This is a genomic window from Roseovarius roseus, from assembly GCF_043355935.2.
Lineage (GTDB): Bacteria > Pseudomonadota > Alphaproteobacteria > Rhodobacterales > Rhodobacteraceae > Roseovarius > Roseovarius roseus.
In genome coordinates this window covers 1-14,701 of sequence record NZ_JBHFPE020000021.1, presented here as the reverse complement: position 1 = coordinate 14,701, position 14,701 = coordinate 1, and the positions used below count along the sequence as shown (strand labels likewise).

Sequence of the window (14,701 nt, the reverse complement as noted above, 5' to 3'; positions counted from 1 at the left end):
GCTAATGCGGCCCTTCTCAAACTTCTTTTGCAGCTTGGGGTCATGCAGCTTTCTTGCGGCGACGCATGGCGGCCAGGCCACCCAGCGCGCCAAACAGCATGAAGCCAGCAGCAGGCAGGGGCACGGCCGAAACACGGACGTCCAGCTGGGTCGTCTCCGGATCGCCACTCTCAAAGAACCCGATGCGGTAATTTCCGGCAGCAAGCCCCGAGAAGGAGATGGGCGGGGGATTTCCGGCATCTCCTTCCGCACCATTCACGGGATTACAGCTGGCGCCATCAATCGCCGCAATCGTGCTTGAGCAGGTGCTGGCCGTTGTCACATAGCTGGATGTGTCAAGGTTCAAAATCGAGAAGAAGCTTTGCGCAGTCCCCGAAAAGCTCGGCTGATAGTCTTCCAGCAGGATGGAAAACTCACGGCCCACGGTCAGATCCTGATATGCAAAGAAAGCCCCATTATCCTCATTTTCTTCGAAGGAGAATTCAGCAATAAGGGGCTCGGCGTTGGGGAAGTTTGTAACTGAACCCCCCGAACTCTCGCTTGCCCCAAAGTCAATCACTGCGGCAGAGGCGCCTACGGCGCTCGCCACGAGCATACCAGCGGCAACGCTGGCAATTTTAATCTTAGTTGTCATCTTAATCTCCTTCAAAACTAGAACCACACGGGTTTAACGACCCTAAGTTGGTTTGGTTTCCCTTAACAACACCAAAAATCACATTTTTGCCATATTTAACCGTGCCATGCTCTTCTTTTACACAACCGGGGGGGTATTTTTTCGCAAGGTGCGCCAATAGACAATTTCAGATCGGATTGTCGCCAAAGGGCATACTCCCGGGAAGCGCCCCCATTGCGAATCGCGACCCCGTGCATCGCCGGAGACAAAAAAAGGGCCGCAGATGCGGCCCTTCTCAAATTTCTTTTGCAGTTTGGCGTCATGCAGCTTTCTTGCGGCGGCGCATGGCGGCCAGACCACCCAGCGCGCCAAACAGTAGGATTCCCGCTGCCGGAAGCGGCACGGGGGCCACGTCTACCCGAACCACTAGGTCATCATGGTTGTCGTCATTCCCCGCACCACCGTCATCCAGGAACAGATAGACAAACTTGCCACTCTGATCCCCAGCAGCGGACGCGAAGAAGTTGATCTCCGGTCCAGTGTTATCGGGGTTGGAACCATTCACTGCGGTCGAACCGCCATTGCCATCGGTACTGAAACTGAAAGCAAGGGTGCCGGCCCCGGCGATCGCCATGAAGCTATCAAGTCCGGCTGCACTCCAAGTTCCAGTAGACCCACCAACACCGCCACCACCGTTCAACTCATCCGAGCCGTAAGTGAATGTGTTGTTGAATCCAGCTTCATAACCCAGCAGCGTAAAGGTCACCTTGGCCGGGCCAGACAAATTGATCGTCGAACCATAAAAACCCGCAAGCGGGTTTGCCAGCCCGAGTGGGCCAAGCCCGTCATTCACCGCTGAGCCGCCGGGAATGACCCCTGCTGTGCCGCCATCAATTGACAGTGTTGCTGCCGATGCGCTTGTAGCTCCCATCAGGAAGATACCAACCGCCCCAGCAGCAACGGTGGTAGATAATAGAGTTTTCTTGATATTCATCGTTAATTCCCCCATTTCAATGGTCAGATTAGATAATATCGCGTCAAAAGAGGCGCGCGGTCGCCGCCTTCGGTCATGGATAAGCATGCCACAGAATCGCCTGATTTCCTAGAAATCTTTACCAATAAGGGCGATTGTTTCCTGTTTTGATGATACGCCCTTGTTACCACGAGGATTTCTTGCCCCAACGTAAACAATGGGCGCAACCCCAAGTAGAATTGTCATCGGATCAATACCTACAGGTCGCAGCGTGCGGGCCTGACTTCAGCGAATCAATGCTGCATAACCGCGCCGGACCCTCCTGGCCCGCGCCTATTTCGCCTTGGGGCGGGAGGCACTCTGCATGACGATCCGAGGCACCGCTTCAGTCTCCCGCTCGACCATGTGCCGGACTGGAAACGGGCCTTTGGGGGTGACCAACCGGCCGGCCGCATCAAACTGGCCGCGCGCCCGCGCCCTTCCCTGTCCCACCCAAGCAGCGCGCCATCCGGGCCGTAGCGGTAGATATCGCGCCAGTCGCTACGCGGGAACAGGGCGGGGTCGGCATAGCCGCCCTCCGGCACCCGCCGGTCGAGACTTTCGATCCGCATCTGGCCATTCGGGCCGGGTCCGTAGCGGCGCATTTCGTGCTGCGGCAGCAGCACCGAGATCAGTCCCGGCGCGCTGTCCTGCCGACCCGAGCGGGCAAAGACGCCGATATCGACGCGAGAAGACAGAATGTCGGGCCGCCCCGGAACCGGGCGCGGCAGTTGCCAGGCCACGGTGATGCGCGCCCGCAGGCCACGCGCGTCCAGCGGCTCTACCCGCGTGCGGGCGGGATCGCCGCGCAACACCCGCCAGTCGAACTCGGGGCTGCCCCCGTTCGGATCACGCGTCGCCTCGGCCGAGACGATCATGCTGCGCTCTGCGCCGCTCCCGCGCCAGAGTCGGGCGATGGCGGCGGGCGTGTCGAAGATCCGCTCGCTCAGTCCCTCGCCGAAATAGTCGATGCCTTCCGTGCTCTTCGTTTCCGACAGGACCGATAGCCGCACCATGGGCGGCACCATGTCCGGCGTCAGCGCATTGGCCAGTTGCACCATGCGCATCAGGTTGATCTGATCGCTGGGGATTACCGAAGGATGCGCCAGCCCCGTCAGATACGCCGCCCGGCTGCGCACGGAGGTAAGGTTGCGGCGCAGGATCATCTGCACCCTCGGCGCCAACTGCCAGCGGCACCTCTCCGGCGTCCCGTATCGCTAAAGAAAAGGGCCGCATCATGCGGCCCTTCCCGATATCCGTCTCGCAGCCTGCGTTATGCAGCTGCAGCGTTCTTCCGACGGCGGCGCAGGGCGCCAAGGCCGCCCAGACCCGCGATCATCAGCCAACCGGCGGCCGGCAGCGGAACGGCTGCAACCGTCATTGAACTGACTCGGAAAGCCGAAGCATTGCCATCAACGGCGATACGCAATGTATCGCCAGTGAGGAACGGCGAGAACAGGTAGGGGTTGGCATTCGAATCCCCTGTGATCAGTGTAAGACCGGCGCCGGAATCAACGTAGATGTCGTAGGGATCATTGTCATCATATGCAGTAAACATGATCGACATCATTTTCACGTTCTGATCGAAGCTGAACGTCAACCGTTCGTCGATCTGACCGTCGAGCGCACTGCTAGTATCAAGAAATCCAGTCACGCCCAACCCGCCAGTACGTCTTGTGACATCGACATCGTCCCAACCAAAGAAATTCCGCTCACCCGTGACCGTCAGGCCGATGCCATCGACTGAGTAGGCAAACGAAGACGCTTCCGTACTGGAGCCTCCCAGATTGAATACTGTGGCTGCATATGCCGCTGGCGCGGCGAGAGCCGTCATTGCGATGGCTGCCGCAGCTCCCAAGATTTTTGTTGATATACTCACCGTTCATTCCCCCATTTCAATGGTTAAAATAGACAACACTACGCCAAAAAATACTTGTGCAGGCGCTTCTTTACTGATGCCACAGAATCGCCTGATTTCCTAGAAATCTTTACCAATAAGGGCGATTGTTTCCTGTTTTGATGATACGCTCTTGTTACCACGAGGATTTCTTGCCCCAACGTAAACAATGGGCGCAACCCCAAGTAGAATTGTCATCGGATCAATACCTACAGGTCGCAGCGTGCGGGCCTGACTTCAGCGAATCATTGCTGCATAACCGCGCCGGGCCCTCCTGGCCCGCGCCTATTTCGCCTTGGGGCGGGAGGCACTCTGCATGACGATCCGAGGCATCGCTTCAGTCTCCCGCTCGACCATGTGCCGCACCGGCACCGGCCCCTCAGCGGCGATCATCCGGCCGGCCGCATCGAACCGGGTGCGCGCGCCGGGGCCGTCCCTCTCCCACCCCAGCAGCGCGCCATCCGGCCCGTAGCGATAGACATCGCGCCAGTCGCTGCGCGGAAACAGGGCGGGGTCGGCATAGCCGCCTTTCGGTACCCGGCGGTCGATGCTTTCGATCCGCAGCGCGCCATCTGGGCCGGCGCCATATCGGCGCGCTTCATGCTGCGGAAGCAGGATCGAAATCAGGCCGGGCGTGCTGTCCTGCGAACCCGAGCGGGCAAAGACACCAATATCGACGCGGGAAGACAGGATGTCGGGTCGCCCCGGAACCGGGCGCGGCAATTGCCAGTCCAGCGTGATGCGGGCCCGCAGGCCACGCGCGTCCAGCGGCTCTACCCGCGTGCGGGCAGGATCGCCGCGCAGCACCCGCCACTCGAACTCGGGGCTGCCCCCGTTCGGATCGCGCGTGGCCTCGGCCGAGACGATCATGCGGCGCTCTGCGCCGCTCCCGCGCCAGAGCCGGGCGATTGCGGCGGGCGTGTCGAAGATCCGCTCGCTCAGTCCCTCGCCAAAATAGTCGATGCCTTCCGTGCCCTCCGTTTCCGACAGGACCGATAGCCGCACCATGGGCGGCACCATCTCCGGCGTCAGTGCATTGGCCAGTCGCACCATGCGCATCAGGTTGATCTGATCGCTGGGAATCACCGAAGGATGCGCCAAGCCCGTCAGATACGCCGCCCGGCTGCGCACGGAGGTGAGGTTGCGGCGCAGGATCATCTGTACCGTCGGCGCCAAAAGCTGAGTCTTGTGCAAAAACGCCTTGGTTTCGGGGCGCAGCGCCGCAAGGATCATCGCCAGCGCCTTGAGCAGCCCCCGGTCCGAACCCGACGAGCCCTGCGAGATCAGGAAATAGGGCGTATTGGCCGGGATGAGATCGCCGTGCTTGGGATCATGATCGCGGTGTTCGGGATAGACATGCATCTGCCCCGCCAGGTAATTCTGATAGAGCGTCTGGGGTCCGCCCGGGCTCAGCAGCGCATGGCGTGGCAGCGAACGCCAGAACAGCCCAGATTTGATCGCGGTCGAGGAATTTCCGATCACTGGCACCTCAAAGATCACTGGCCCGGCGAGCCCGTAATCGAGGCCGGCCTTGCGCGCCGCGTCGTCATAGACGACATGCGTCAGCTGCGGATGGGCGCCCGCCGGCAGCCGCGAATGGCCGCGATCGCGATTCTCGTAAAGATCGCCGTGATTGCCCGCCGCGCGGCCCTCGAACATCAGTTGCCAGAGCAGGCGGTGCCCCGCGCCCTGCGCATCCTTGCCCAGCACCGGCGCGCTGGTCGGGGGGATGTCGACCCGCGCCAAAGGCCGCCCCCCCGGCCCCAGCCCCAGAAGCGTCGCCAGCCGCACAAGGACCGTACCCTTCTTCGCCGCCGCCACCCCCGCCGCCAGATTGCCTTGGGACAGCGCCGCCCCAGGCACAAGGACCAACCCGGTCAGCCCAGCCAGCCGCTTGAGCAGTTTTCGGCGCGTAAGAAGGATCAAAGACATCGCGAAATCATAGTCCGGCCGAAGAAGCGCCGCCCATCGCGGCCTTTGCCCCATCCTGACCGAAAACCCTCTTTTCGCGCAAGGGGGGGGCGCCGCGACAGCGAACTGGCAGCGGATCAGCGGCGGATCGAAATCGCGCTGGGGCCACGATCACCCGCCATGCGCCTGCAGGAATGTGACCCCCCCAGGCGTGACGGCCGCAGCGCTCAATATGCCGGTAGCATACGCGCCGGTATCGACGCCGATCCGCCCCTGTCGAGCCTGCAGCACATCCGTGATTGTGTGCCCATGGACGATCCACTGGCCGTCATCGCGCGCCTGTTGCAAAAATTGCGGATGCCCCCAAAGCAGCACATCCGGGCTTTGCCGGTCCATCGGACGCCCGGGCGCGGCCCCCGCATGAACCGCCCATACATTCCCGCTGCGCCAGACCAGAGGCAGTGCGCGCAGCCATTCAATCCGGTTCACGCCCATCGCTGCGACAAACACATCCCGCAGGGCCTCCAGCGCGGCCGGATCATCCAGCGCGCCCTCCGGCACCCTCACGTCAAAGCTAGCCGCCGTCTCAACCCCGCCGTTGCGCAGCCAGCGCGGGCCGCGGGGCGCCGGATCCTCCACGAAATCCAGAAGCATACGCTCGTGATTGCCCATCAGGCAGGTGGCGCCGCCATTGGCCGTGGCCGCCATCAGCAGATCCAGAACCCGGCGGCTGTCCGGTCCCCGGTCGACATAATCACCCAGAAAAACCACCGGCCAGCCCGAATGATCCGCAGCCATCCGGCCCAGCAACTCCGCCAGCAGATCCGCCCGGCCATGAATATCCCCGACCGCCAGGAATGGCGCGGCCGGGGATGGTCTCGTATGCCTGCTTCCTGCAAGCTTGGCGCCGACCATGCGCAAGATATGTGCCCCGAATATCGCCATGACCTCAAATCGCGCCCTTCTCTATGGAGGTGATCCTACAGACCGAGCCCTTTGGACATAACGATTATTTCCGGGTACTGGCAAAATGGCGCAGTCTGATCTGGCAAGGCAGGTGCCCGTCAAACCCTGGGATCAAACACCTGGCGCCTTTATCCATCCAGTTGGTCAAGAGTCCGGGTGCCCATGCTTCGCCTCCGGGACCTCGTCTTGCCCAGGTAAGGCGTATCATTCATGCTCCCATAACATCAGTATGTTCGGAGAGGCTCTCATGGGACGCGTAAAGGTAAATCTGACGCTCGAGTCGGACGTGGTGGAAACGGCCCGGACGCTTGGCCTCAACATGTCACGCCTTGCAGAAGCCGCTATTTCCGAGGCGACCAAGACGGAATGCAATCGTCTGTGGCGTACTGAAAACCGAGCAGCGATCGCCACCTATACCGAAGAGATCGTCCGGGACGGGTTACTGCTTACGCCGTTCAGAAACTTCTAGCATATTGCCCTCATGGCCCAGTTTGACCTTCATCGCCTCCGCAGCGGACAACTTGTTGTAGACCTCCAGACCGACCTGATCGGTATCAACGCGTCCCGCATCGTCGCGCCATTGCGTGAGACGTGACGCTATGCCGCATTTCCGGGGCTGACGCCGCCCGCCGAGGTCGAAGGCCTGGCATATATCGTGCGCATTCAGGAATTGGCCGCGGTTCCGGGCACCGAATTGGGGCCGCCGGTCGGCTCTCTGGGCGTGCATCGCGATGCCTTGAAACAGGCCCTGGATATCCTGATTGACGGGGTGTGACGCGTTTCACGCCCTCCTCTACTGCCGCCTATCTCCCACAAGTCGAACTTATTTCCCGGCGGCGCCATCATTTTGCCATCCGCTCAAGATAAACTGCTTATAGTTGTACTGTGACCTACCCCACATGCTTAGCGGGTTCGTTCCAGAAATGAGGCCTTACTGCAGCAGTTGCGACCCGGAATCTCGCGTTTTGACTATGAAGATCTTGCGGGCGGGAAAATGTCGGGAGAGATGAGTTTATGATTATTGGATATCTTCTGGTGGGTGCCGTTGCTGGGCTGCTGGCCTCCTTGGTCACTCTTTTTCTTGGCGAAACGTTTTGGCTTGCTCTTGGCATCTATGCGCTGGTGGGGGCGGCCGTCACAATTCTGCTGCCGCTTGCCCAGATGGCCATCACTTCTCTTGCTAGATCTGTTCGAGGCCCATCCGCGACAAGCCGCTGGAGCGCGAATGAAGATCCACGCTCATCCGATGCGCCAGACGTCCCGCAGAGTTCGCAACTCAAAGCGCCGATGAGGATCCTTGCGGTCGATGATGATCCGTTCATCCTGGACCTTGTGCCGATGCTCTGTGCAAAGGCCGGTTTCTTTGATGTTGTACTCGCTGAATCAGGGGAAAAGGCGTTGGATTTACTGACCCGCTCGGGGAAAGGCTTTGAATGCCTTCTGCTCGATATCAGCATGCCCGGCATGGATGGTATCGAACTCTGCCGAGAGGTTCGGAAGATCCCGCAATATCGCGGGACGCCAATCCTGATGCTTAGCGCGATGCGGGACATACAGCACATGGGGGATGCCTATCGGGCAGGTGCAACCGACTACATCACCAAACCGTTCGATATTGAAGAGTTGGGAACACAGCTGAGGCTGGCGCAGGACGCGATCCAGTCTGGGCACGATGCAGGTACGCTCCGGCAGGAAGACCGCCAGCGCGGCCAACGTCCCGGGGGCCTGCGCCTTCAAGCTGTGGGCAGTCTTGTGGACTATAGGGCCCTGTCGAGCTTTCTCACCCGGTTGCCGCGCAAAAAGGTGGATGAGATAAAAATCTTCGCGATCAGCATAGATGACGTCGAAGAGCTGCAAGGCCAAGCTTCGCCCGAAGAGTTCGCCGCGCGGCTTCAGGAGATTGCGGCGGCGGCGGCCCGGTGTTTCGATGGTGATCGAACGGTGATGGCCTATGATGAGAACGCGGCCCTTCTGATTGCCGCCGGTTCCGCAAACCCACCCTCCGCGATTGCCCTCGAAAGCGACATCGCGAGACGGCTTGGGTGCGGCCTGTCCGAGCATGGTCCGGACCTCGACGTGTCGGTCGGGGGGCCGGTACCGCTGCAGGGCGCAAGGACAGAGCGCGCGGAAATCGCGACGGCCCGGGCACTCGCCTTTGCGAAGAACCGATCACTGGACAAGCATGGCCGAAAGGTCGCGGGCCTCTTCAGCCCTTGATGTTGCCGCGCGCTCCGACCGGCCGGCTTCCTGAAGAAAATACTATATTTTGGCAGGGCATAATCACGACCATTCATTGGATCTCGCGGTAAGTGTAGGGGGGTAGTGTTCCCCACCTGACATAGGATTCCCAATGATGTCCGGCTGTGGCATGATCAGCGGATGCGACGCTCTGACATCTGCCTTTACCTTGGCCCCGCCGACCGTGCTGATCTTGAAGCGCTGATCAGCAACCGCAACACTGCGCGCAAGCTTGTCTGGCGGGCGGAGATCGTCTTGGCCACAGCGGACGGTCATGGCACGTTCGAGATCATGCGACGCGCGCGCACGTCGAAGCCCACGGTCTGGCGATGGCAGCAGCGGTATCTTGATGAGGGCGTGGCTGGCCTCAAGCGCGATAAGACACGGCCCTCGCGGGTGCCGCCTCTGCCCGTGGAAACAAGGTTGAAGGTGATCGCCAAGACGGTGCAGGAAACCCCAGACAATGCCACGCACTGGAGCCGCGCGCTGATGGCCGAAGCCATGGGTATCTCGCCGTCGAGCGTCGGCCGCATATGGGCGGAAGCTGGCTTGAAGCCGCATCTCACGAAGGGGTTCAAGGTCTCGAACGACCCAAAGTTCGAGGAGAAGGCCACCGATATCGTGGGCCTTTACCTCGACCCGCCGGACCGGGCCGTCGTGTTGTGCGTAGATGAGAAGTCCCAGATCCAGGCACTCGACCGCACCCAGCCGGGGCTGCCGCTCAAGAAGGGCCGGGCAGCCACCATGACCCACGATTACAAGCGTCACGGCACGACCACGCTGTTCGCGGCGCTGGACGCGAAATCGGGCACGGTCATTGGCGATTGCATGCCGCGCCATCGTGCGAAGGAGTTCCTGAAATTCCTGCGACAGATCGACAACGCTGTGCCCACACGGCGCGATGTGCATCTGGTGCTCGACAACTACGCCACCCACAAGACGCCCGAGGTGAAGGCCTGGTTGGACAAGCACCCGCGCTTCAAGCTCCACTTCACGCCCACCAGTGCGTCTTGGCTAAACCTGGTCGAACGGTTCTTCGCCGAGATCACGTCAAGGCGCATCCGGCGCGGCAGCTATTCCAGCGTCGATGATCTTGAGGCCGCGATCTACGATTATCTGGCGCACCACAACGAGAGGCCCAAGCCCTTCAAATGGACCAAAACCGCCGAGAATATTCTCACCCGGGAACGCCGCGCCTTGGACAAGCTCGATCAATTCCGAGGGAACCGGTAAGATGCGTCAGACTCAGAGCAGTAGTAGCCTAAAGGGCCGGCCATCATACTGGCATGGAGGCTTTGTCAAATTGTTATGCCGCGACCGCCTTCATGATCTTTCCCATGACGATGTTGCAACCAAAGTTGAAACGTCCGTTGCCGCGCAAAGTAGAAATGTTCACCTCGACAAGTTGCACATATTTTTGCTCGTCGAGCGGCAGGGCAGAGCCCTCTAGTCAGAAGCCGACAACAAGAAGGTCGACGGCACGCACGATTTCGTCCCGCACCGCACCTGCAAAACCGACGACCGGTCCGAGCGAGGCAGTCGGCAAAGCGAGCATCTGCGACATCAAGATCAGATAAGCCTCGCCGTCGAACTCGAATGGAATGTGCAGCATCGGGATCGGAATGCTCCATTCACTTTGCCGTACCACCGGCGCGCAGAGAAGATACGCCGTGTCGGCTCCCAGATCCGTCTGAATGCGGCATACCAACGCATCCTCATGTCGCACCCTACAAAGCGAAAACTGGGTCACCTGCCCTCTCCGGCTCCCGGCACCCTGCGATAGCGGGCAAGGCTTGGCCCGTCACGCCCCAGCGCTGCGGCCTCGAAGGCCAGGCCATTCCGGGACTCTTTAAGCCACTCCTTATGCGCCCGCGACGATCTCGCTCTTTCGACACCTTCGTCGAGATATCGCCGAACGAGTTCCGAAACCGACACGCCCTGCGCCTTGGCTTCCGCATCCAACGCAGCTTTGCGGTCCTCCCCAATGTCACGAATATTCAATGCGCCCATTGATGCCTCCCACCAGCCCAGTGATACACAAATGTGTAGCATTACCGTGCACAAGATGCAAATCCCCTTTTAAAAAAACTGTTGGTGTTCAGTCCCGGCATTTAGTGGATCGGATTTAGGATGAATCGATCTGGTTCGAAGTCCAAATCTTGCAGATGTATTCGTAGGGCGTGAGGCCGTTGAGGGTCTTTAGCCTGCGTGCGAAGTTGTATGCGTCCATGAAGTCGGCAAGGTGCGTGCGCAGCTGATCATGGCTGTCATAATGGTATCGTTTCACCGGCGCGTCCTTGATCGTGCGGTTCATTCGCTCGACTTGGCCATTGGCCCACGGATGGTTTGGCTTGGTCAAGCGGTGCTCGATTCCATTTGCTTCGCAGATCCCCGCGCACAGCAAGCTTTTACTATAGGCGATGTCCGCAAAACGTGTTGGCGATCCGGATCTCTTATCTACCGGCCTTGTACTTCGCTCGAAGGCGGTATATTTTGACGGTATTATAATGGAGTATGATCATATGGCAGTTGCGACGAAGCGCAAGACCTCCCTGACGCTTGATGCTGAGACCCTTGACCGTGCAAAAGAGCTTGGGATCAACGTCTCTGCGGTGGCCGAGGCGGCGCTCCTCAAGGCCATCGCCGAGACCCGTCGCAAGAAGTGGCTCGCCGAAAACGCAAACGCATTCGCGGCTCAATCGGACTGGCACGAGCGCCACGGTCATCCGCTGGCCGACATCATTACAGTGCCCGCAGGGGCGTCATGGAACAACTGAACCGCTTTGATGTCGCGGAATACAAAGGCATCGCCATGGTCGTTGTTGAAAGTGACCTTCTGCCGCCCGATCCGTCCGTAGTCGTCATTCCACTTTTAGACGGCTATCCGGCGGTGCGCCAACTAAACCCAGAACTCCAGCATGACGGCGGGCGCCTGATCCTTGCAACACGACTGATTGCGTCTGTGCGACGGTCGAGCTTGCGGCGCACTGGGAGTGTTGCGAGCCAGGGCGATCTGATCATCCGGGCAGTAGATATCCTCATGGCTGGCGTATGAATCGCAAAACCAACACGAGTTTCGGACACATCCTTATTCCATGGTATTCAATACGACCAGCAGCCCGCTAAAGATGTACTGTTGTCGCCGAGAGATGTTCGGGACGGAGTGCGACCATGCCAATCCATCTTCATAGTCAAGCGACGACGACGCCCAAGGTTCGGTCGGCCATCCAGGCGAATGACGAACCCGCCTCGGTTCTGGCAGTGATTCGGTACTGAGGGGTTAATATTGGGCGCAAACCAACCAAATGAAAGCTCCCAACACACCCATCGGCTGAAATTCCAAGCGGAAAACCGAAAAATCCGCAACCCTGCGTTGTATTTCGTGAGGTAGAGCTCAAATTAGAGTACAGCGCTTTGTGGCAAGAATGTGGCGTGGTAGCATGTGAGATTAGTATTCGGCGGGTTTGCCGATCAGTATTCGGCGATTTCGCCGAGAGGAGGCGTAAATGGTACTTGGTAAATATACGACCGCAGCATTCGCTAGCGCTATGGCCGTGGGACTTTGTGGGCCAGCCTTCGCTGTCCCCATAAACTTGACGACTGACGGATCGAGTTACACGCAGGGCAAAGTAACATTCACAGCGAAGGACTTCGCTCCGACCGCTGGAACAGGTGTGATCAATCCGTTCCTGACAATCCAGAATAACACGATCGAAGAAGGCTATAACTCCGGTCTGTCGAATTCAGGCTTCGAATTCGATGAAAAACGTTCGCCAGGTTTCACTCGTGCACTGACCTTCGGAAATCTTGTGGAGGACAGTGGATTTTACTCCCTGTTCGGTGACTGGAACGAGCCGAATGGGGGTGGGAAAGATACCCTTAGCTTCCTGACATTTGACATTTGGGCCGACACAGATGGCCAAAACAACAGCTTTGGGACGGGGGCGTTCACTGCCGACAACCTCCTGTTCTCACTTGGAACCCAGATCGACACCGTAGATTTCAGCGGTGGCAGTGGTCAGGGGGACATGGAAATAAAGATCGAAAAATCTCTTTTCGACGGAATTGCTGCTGATTCCTTCTTCATGCTGCACGTTGTCTTGGGCAAGAATTGCACTGGATCTCAGCCGAATCTAGTCTGCACGGGCTATGCTTCGGACGGAGGTTTTGAGGAATTCGCAACTGAGGTCAAAACGCCTCTAGCGCCGGTTCCGCTTCCTGCCGCAGGCTGGCTCCTAATTGCTGGTCTGGGCGGCCTCGCCGCAGTGCGTCGCCGCAAGCGCCCTGCCTAAGACAAAATACTGAAATGATACAAAAAGGCCGCCTAGGGGCGGCCTTTTTGTATGTGTTTACCCGGCATCGTCAACTTATTGGATCTTGCCGAAAACGCCGGAGCCGGTGATGCCGCGATGGATGGCGAGCGTGAGATGACGACACGCCCATCGGTCGAACGTGAGGGCTACCAGCAGGCCAACAAGGAAGCCGTGCGCCGGATGACGTCGAAAGACCTCGAAGGCACTGCCGTCTATGGCGCCAATGACGAAAGCGTGAGCGAGATTGAATCACTGGTCCTCGATGAAAGCGGCAAGGTCGGTAGGGTCGTCATCAACGTCGGTGGGTTTCTGGGGCTTGGAGAGAAGCCCGTTGCCGTGACCTTCGACAAGTTGCAGTTCCTGCAAGAGGAAGGCCGCGGCGATCTGCGAATTTACATCGACAGCAGTGAAGAGGCGCTCGAAAACCAACCTGAATTCGAAGACTGATCGCCTGCCTGATCTATAGAATTAGGCCTGTCCCCTCGTGGATGGGCCTTTTTGCGCCTGATGAGCAAGACTGGGTGTTCAGCCGCCCACGCCGAGGGGCGCACACCCTACGGATGGATCACCAGACCACGTGGATGTCCGAAAGGCCGGAAAACACAGCGTCCTTTGATATCAGCCGTAGGCCCGAAAGCTCGGCCGTGGACGCAATCAACCGATCGAACGGGTCCCTGTGATCCCACGCCCGCGCGCTTGCGTGAATGCAGATATCGGGGGTCAATGTGGCAGTCAGCCCGCCTTGCCCCCGCAGGATGTCGGGCAGGTCGCGGAGATGCGGCGCCATTTCGGGCCACTTGCCGATCCCCACCTTTTGACCGATCTCGAAGAAACTGATCGGACTCACATACACCGCATCCGCATTTTCGATGGCGCCCCGGGCCGTTCGCGAGAGTTGGTCATCATCGAGAAACGACCAGACCCAAGCATGCGTATCCAACAGAACGGATGTCATTCCCAGCTGGCCAGCTCGTCTTCGGTCATCGGCTCCAGGAAATCCGGCGATGTGCGGATCTTGTCCTTCAAGGTTCCGAGGCGGAAACTACCCTGCGGGATTGCGGTCAGCCTGACAACCGGTTTCGATCCCTTGGAAATAACGACATCCTCGCCCGCCAAGGCGGCTTCGATCAGCTTGGACAGTTGGCTTTTGGCCGTGTGGACGTTGTATTGCACGGGCACCTCCGATTACGCTTAGCTAAGTTAGCTAAGAATGCGGCAATAGTCAACCTGACGGCACCGAAACCGCGGGCGCATACGCGACGATTTTGCGCCAACGAACGCGGGCTTTTCCGGCCCTGGACCGAGGGGCAGGGGAATCGACCCATCCCAATTCCCTCGGTCAGATAAACTACTGTTTTCTAACAAGAGTCGCAGTTGGGGGTAGTGCGCAACCGTGGAATCTTAAGGGTCGTTGCGACGGTTTCCACTATCTCAGTTTCATCAGCTCTTCTCTGAAAGCCTCGGTCGGTGTTCTCCATCCCAGGCACTTTCTGGGCGTGCTGTTCAAGCGCTCGCAAATCGACTTCATATCTCGATTTGAGAACGCGGCCACGGGCGCGTCTCGTGGCAGATACGGGCGCGCTCATTTGTTCAGCTTCTCCACCGAACCCTTTTGCCATCGTGCCTGAGGATCGCAAAACCAAGCTTCTGTTCTCTGGCTCAAGCTTGCGCCAGGGTTGTGTCTCGATTCTGGTGGAAATTCTCCAGCGGCGTTCTCCGAGCATGCGGATTTGGGCCTGATCAGGCCGCGA

18 protein-coding genes and 2 pseudogenes are annotated in these 14,701 nt (G+C 59.2%); 8 read left to right on the top strand and 12 right to left on the bottom strand.

What is annotated here, in order from left to right:
• Positions 1 to 40: 40 nt before the first annotated feature.
• The 6 genes from ACEWPL_RS17845 to ACEWPL_RS17820 all read right to left on the bottom strand — a co-directional run bounded on the left by ACEWPL_RS17845 (position 41) and on the right by ACEWPL_RS17820 (position 6,378).
• Positions 41 to 634: a VPLPA-CTERM sorting domain-containing protein gene (locus tag ACEWPL_RS17845; RefSeq protein ID WP_393932222.1), complete on the bottom strand. Its 594-nt coding sequence runs from the start codon at positions 632 to 634 to the stop codon at positions 41 to 43.
• Between the two features lie 298 nt (positions 635 to 932).
• Positions 933 to 1,694 carry a VPLPA-CTERM sorting domain-containing protein gene (locus tag ACEWPL_RS17840; protein WP_393932224.1) on the bottom strand — a complete coding sequence of 254 codons (762 nt, stop codon included), beginning with the start codon at positions 1,692 to 1,694 and terminating at the stop codon, positions 933 to 935.
• 185 nt (positions 1,695 to 1,879) lie between these two features.
• Positions 1,880 to 2,791, bottom strand: a complete 912-nt coding sequence (locus tag ACEWPL_RS17835; RefSeq protein ID WP_393932226.1) for a hypothetical protein — start codon at positions 2,789 to 2,791, stop codon at positions 1,880 to 1,882.
• A gap of 107 nt (positions 2,792 to 2,898) precedes the next feature.
• Entirely contained in the window at positions 2,899 to 3,504 is a 606-nt protein-coding gene (locus ACEWPL_RS17830) for a VPLPA-CTERM sorting domain-containing protein (protein WP_393932228.1), read from the bottom strand.
• 303 nt (positions 3,505 to 3,807) lie between these two features.
• Positions 3,808 to 5,454 carry a hypothetical protein gene (locus ACEWPL_RS17825; RefSeq protein WP_393932230.1) on the bottom strand — a complete coding sequence of 549 codons (1,647 nt, stop codon included), beginning with the start codon at positions 5,452 to 5,454 and terminating at the stop codon, positions 3,808 to 3,810.
• 150 nt (positions 5,455 to 5,604) lie between these two features.
• Positions 5,605 to 6,378, bottom strand: coding sequence for a metallophosphoesterase family protein (locus ACEWPL_RS17820; RefSeq protein WP_393932232.1), 774 nt, complete (start codon positions 6,376 to 6,378; stop codon positions 5,605 to 5,607).
• A gap of 268 nt (positions 6,379 to 6,646) precedes the next feature.
• On the opposite strand from ACEWPL_RS17820, the gene ACEWPL_RS17815 reads away from it, so the two are divergent.
• From ACEWPL_RS17815 to ACEWPL_RS17800, 4 genes are all read left to right on the top strand, one after another.
• Positions 6,647 to 6,868, top strand: coding sequence for a type II toxin-antitoxin system CcdA family antitoxin (locus ACEWPL_RS17815; RefSeq protein WP_393932234.1), 222 nt, complete (start codon positions 6,647 to 6,649; stop codon positions 6,866 to 6,868).
• Positions 6,869 to 7,015: 147 nt separating this feature from the next.
• Complete coding sequence (locus ACEWPL_RS17810; RefSeq protein ID WP_393932256.1) at positions 7,016 to 7,174, top strand: CcdB family protein; 159 nt, start codon at positions 7,016 to 7,018, stop codon at positions 7,172 to 7,174.
• A 239-nt stretch (positions 7,175 to 7,413) separates the two neighbouring features.
• Positions 7,414 to 8,616 carry a response regulator gene (locus tag ACEWPL_RS17805; protein WP_393932236.1) on the top strand — a complete coding sequence of 401 codons (1,203 nt, stop codon included), beginning with the start codon at positions 7,414 to 7,416 and terminating at the stop codon, positions 8,614 to 8,616.
• Positions 8,617 to 8,778: 162 nt separating this feature from the next.
• Positions 8,779 to 9,870 (top strand): IS630 family transposase, encoded by a 1,092-nt coding sequence (locus ACEWPL_RS17800; protein ID WP_393932238.1) that lies wholly within the window; start codon positions 8,779 to 8,781, stop codon positions 9,868 to 9,870.
• A gap of 217 nt (positions 9,871 to 10,087) precedes the next feature.
• On the opposite strand, the gene ACEWPL_RS17795 is transcribed toward ACEWPL_RS17800, so the two are convergent.
• From ACEWPL_RS17795 to ACEWPL_RS17785, 3 genes and pseudogenes are all read right to left on the bottom strand, one after another.
• On the bottom strand, positions 10,088 to 10,387 hold the full coding sequence (locus ACEWPL_RS17795) for a CcdB family protein (RefSeq protein WP_393932240.1): 300 nt from the start codon (positions 10,385 to 10,387) through the stop codon (positions 10,088 to 10,090).
• A complete protein-coding gene (locus ACEWPL_RS17790; RefSeq protein ID WP_393932242.1) occupies positions 10,384 to 10,647 on the bottom strand; it encodes a ribbon-helix-helix protein, CopG family in 264 nt (87 codons plus the stop codon). The genes ACEWPL_RS17795 and ACEWPL_RS17790 overlap by 4 nt, the downstream gene beginning before the upstream one ends.
• A gap of 101 nt (positions 10,648 to 10,748) precedes the next feature.
• A pseudogene (locus ACEWPL_RS17785) lies at positions 10,749 to 11,023 on the bottom strand (integrase core domain-containing protein); the annotation flags it as partial.
• Between the two features lie 136 nt (positions 11,024 to 11,159).
• Here ACEWPL_RS17785 and ACEWPL_RS17780 point away from each other — a divergent pair.
• From ACEWPL_RS17780 to ACEWPL_RS17765, 4 genes are all read left to right on the top strand, one after another.
• Positions 11,160 to 11,414 (top strand): type II toxin-antitoxin system CcdA family antitoxin, encoded by a 255-nt coding sequence (locus ACEWPL_RS17780; RefSeq protein ID WP_393932244.1) that lies wholly within the window; start codon positions 11,160 to 11,162, stop codon positions 11,412 to 11,414.
• On the top strand, positions 11,402 to 11,692 hold the full coding sequence (locus ACEWPL_RS17775; protein ID WP_393932246.1) for a CcdB family protein: 291 nt from the start codon (positions 11,402 to 11,404) through the stop codon (positions 11,690 to 11,692). The genes ACEWPL_RS17780 and ACEWPL_RS17775 overlap by 13 nt, the downstream gene beginning before the upstream one ends.
• Positions 11,693 to 12,143: 451 nt before the next feature.
• On the top strand, positions 12,144 to 12,929 hold the full coding sequence (locus tag ACEWPL_RS17770) for a VPLPA-CTERM sorting domain-containing protein (protein ID WP_393932248.1): 786 nt from the start codon (positions 12,144 to 12,146) through the stop codon (positions 12,927 to 12,929).
• 51 nt (positions 12,930 to 12,980) lie between these two features.
• Complete coding sequence (locus tag ACEWPL_RS17765) at positions 12,981 to 13,397, top strand: PRC-barrel domain-containing protein (protein ID WP_393932250.1); 417 nt, start codon at positions 12,981 to 12,983, stop codon at positions 13,395 to 13,397.
• 118 nt (positions 13,398 to 13,515) lie between these two features.
• Here the strand turns inward: ACEWPL_RS17765 and ACEWPL_RS17760 are convergent, their stop codons facing one another.
• From ACEWPL_RS17760 to ACEWPL_RS17750, 3 genes and pseudogenes are all read right to left on the bottom strand, one after another.
• Entirely contained in the window at positions 13,516 to 13,905 is a 390-nt protein-coding gene (locus ACEWPL_RS17760) for a type II toxin-antitoxin system VapC family toxin (protein ID WP_393932252.1), read from the bottom strand.
• Positions 13,902 to 14,123: a type II toxin-antitoxin system Phd/YefM family antitoxin gene (locus tag ACEWPL_RS17755; protein WP_393932254.1), complete on the bottom strand. Its 222-nt coding sequence runs from the start codon at positions 14,121 to 14,123 to the stop codon at positions 13,902 to 13,904. Before ACEWPL_RS17755 ends, ACEWPL_RS17760 begins: the two co-directional genes overlap by 4 nt.
• 253 nt (positions 14,124 to 14,376) lie before the next feature.
• Positions 14,377 to 14,601 (bottom strand): annotated as a pseudogene (locus ACEWPL_RS17750) (transposase); the annotation flags it as partial.
• Positions 14,602 to 14,701 lie beyond the last annotated feature (100 nt).

Bases quoted from the DNA above. Each gene is read 5' to 3' on its own strand.
- ACEWPL_RS17845 (WP_393932222.1), bottom strand. From the start codon at position 634: ATGACAACTAAGATTAAAATTGCCAGCGTTGCCGCTGGTATGCTCGTG.
- ACEWPL_RS17840 (WP_393932224.1), bottom strand. From the start codon at position 1,694: ATGCTTATCCATGACCGAAGGCGGCGACCGCGCGCCTCTTTTGACGCG.
- ACEWPL_RS17835 (WP_393932226.1), bottom strand. From the start codon at position 2,791: ATGATCCTGCGCCGCAACCTTACCTCCGTGCGCAGCCGGGCGGCGTAT.
- ACEWPL_RS17825 (WP_393932230.1), bottom strand. From the start codon at position 5,454: ATGTCTTTGATCCTTCTTACGCGCCGAAAACTGCTCAAGCGGCTGGCT.
- ACEWPL_RS17820 (WP_393932232.1), bottom strand. From the start codon at position 6,378: ATGGCGATATTCGGGGCACATATCTTGCGCATGGTCGGCGCCAAGCTT.
- ACEWPL_RS17815 (WP_393932234.1), top strand. From the start codon at position 6,647: ATGGGACGCGTAAAGGTAAATCTGACGCTCGAGTCGGACGTGGTGGAA.
- ACEWPL_RS17805 (WP_393932236.1), top strand. From the start codon at position 7,414: ATGATTATTGGATATCTTCTGGTGGGTGCCGTTGCTGGGCTGCTGGCC.
- ACEWPL_RS17800 (WP_393932238.1), top strand. From the start codon at position 8,779: ATGCGACGCTCTGACATCTGCCTTTACCTTGGCCCCGCCGACCGTGCT.
- ACEWPL_RS17790 (WP_393932242.1), bottom strand. From the start codon at position 10,647: ATGGGCGCATTGAATATTCGTGACATTGGGGAGGACCGCAAAGCTGCG.
- ACEWPL_RS17780 (WP_393932244.1), top strand. From the start codon at position 11,160: ATGGCAGTTGCGACGAAGCGCAAGACCTCCCTGACGCTTGATGCTGAG.
- ACEWPL_RS17775 (WP_393932246.1), top strand. From the start codon at position 11,402: ATGGAACAACTGAACCGCTTTGATGTCGCGGAATACAAAGGCATCGCC.
- ACEWPL_RS17770 (WP_393932248.1), top strand. From the start codon at position 12,144: ATGGTACTTGGTAAATATACGACCGCAGCATTCGCTAGCGCTATGGCC.
- ACEWPL_RS17765 (WP_393932250.1), top strand. From the start codon at position 12,981: ATGTGTTTACCCGGCATCGTCAACTTATTGGATCTTGCCGAAAACGCC.
- ACEWPL_RS17760 (WP_393932252.1), bottom strand. From the start codon at position 13,905: ATGACATCCGTTCTGTTGGATACGCATGCTTGGGTCTGGTCGTTTCTC.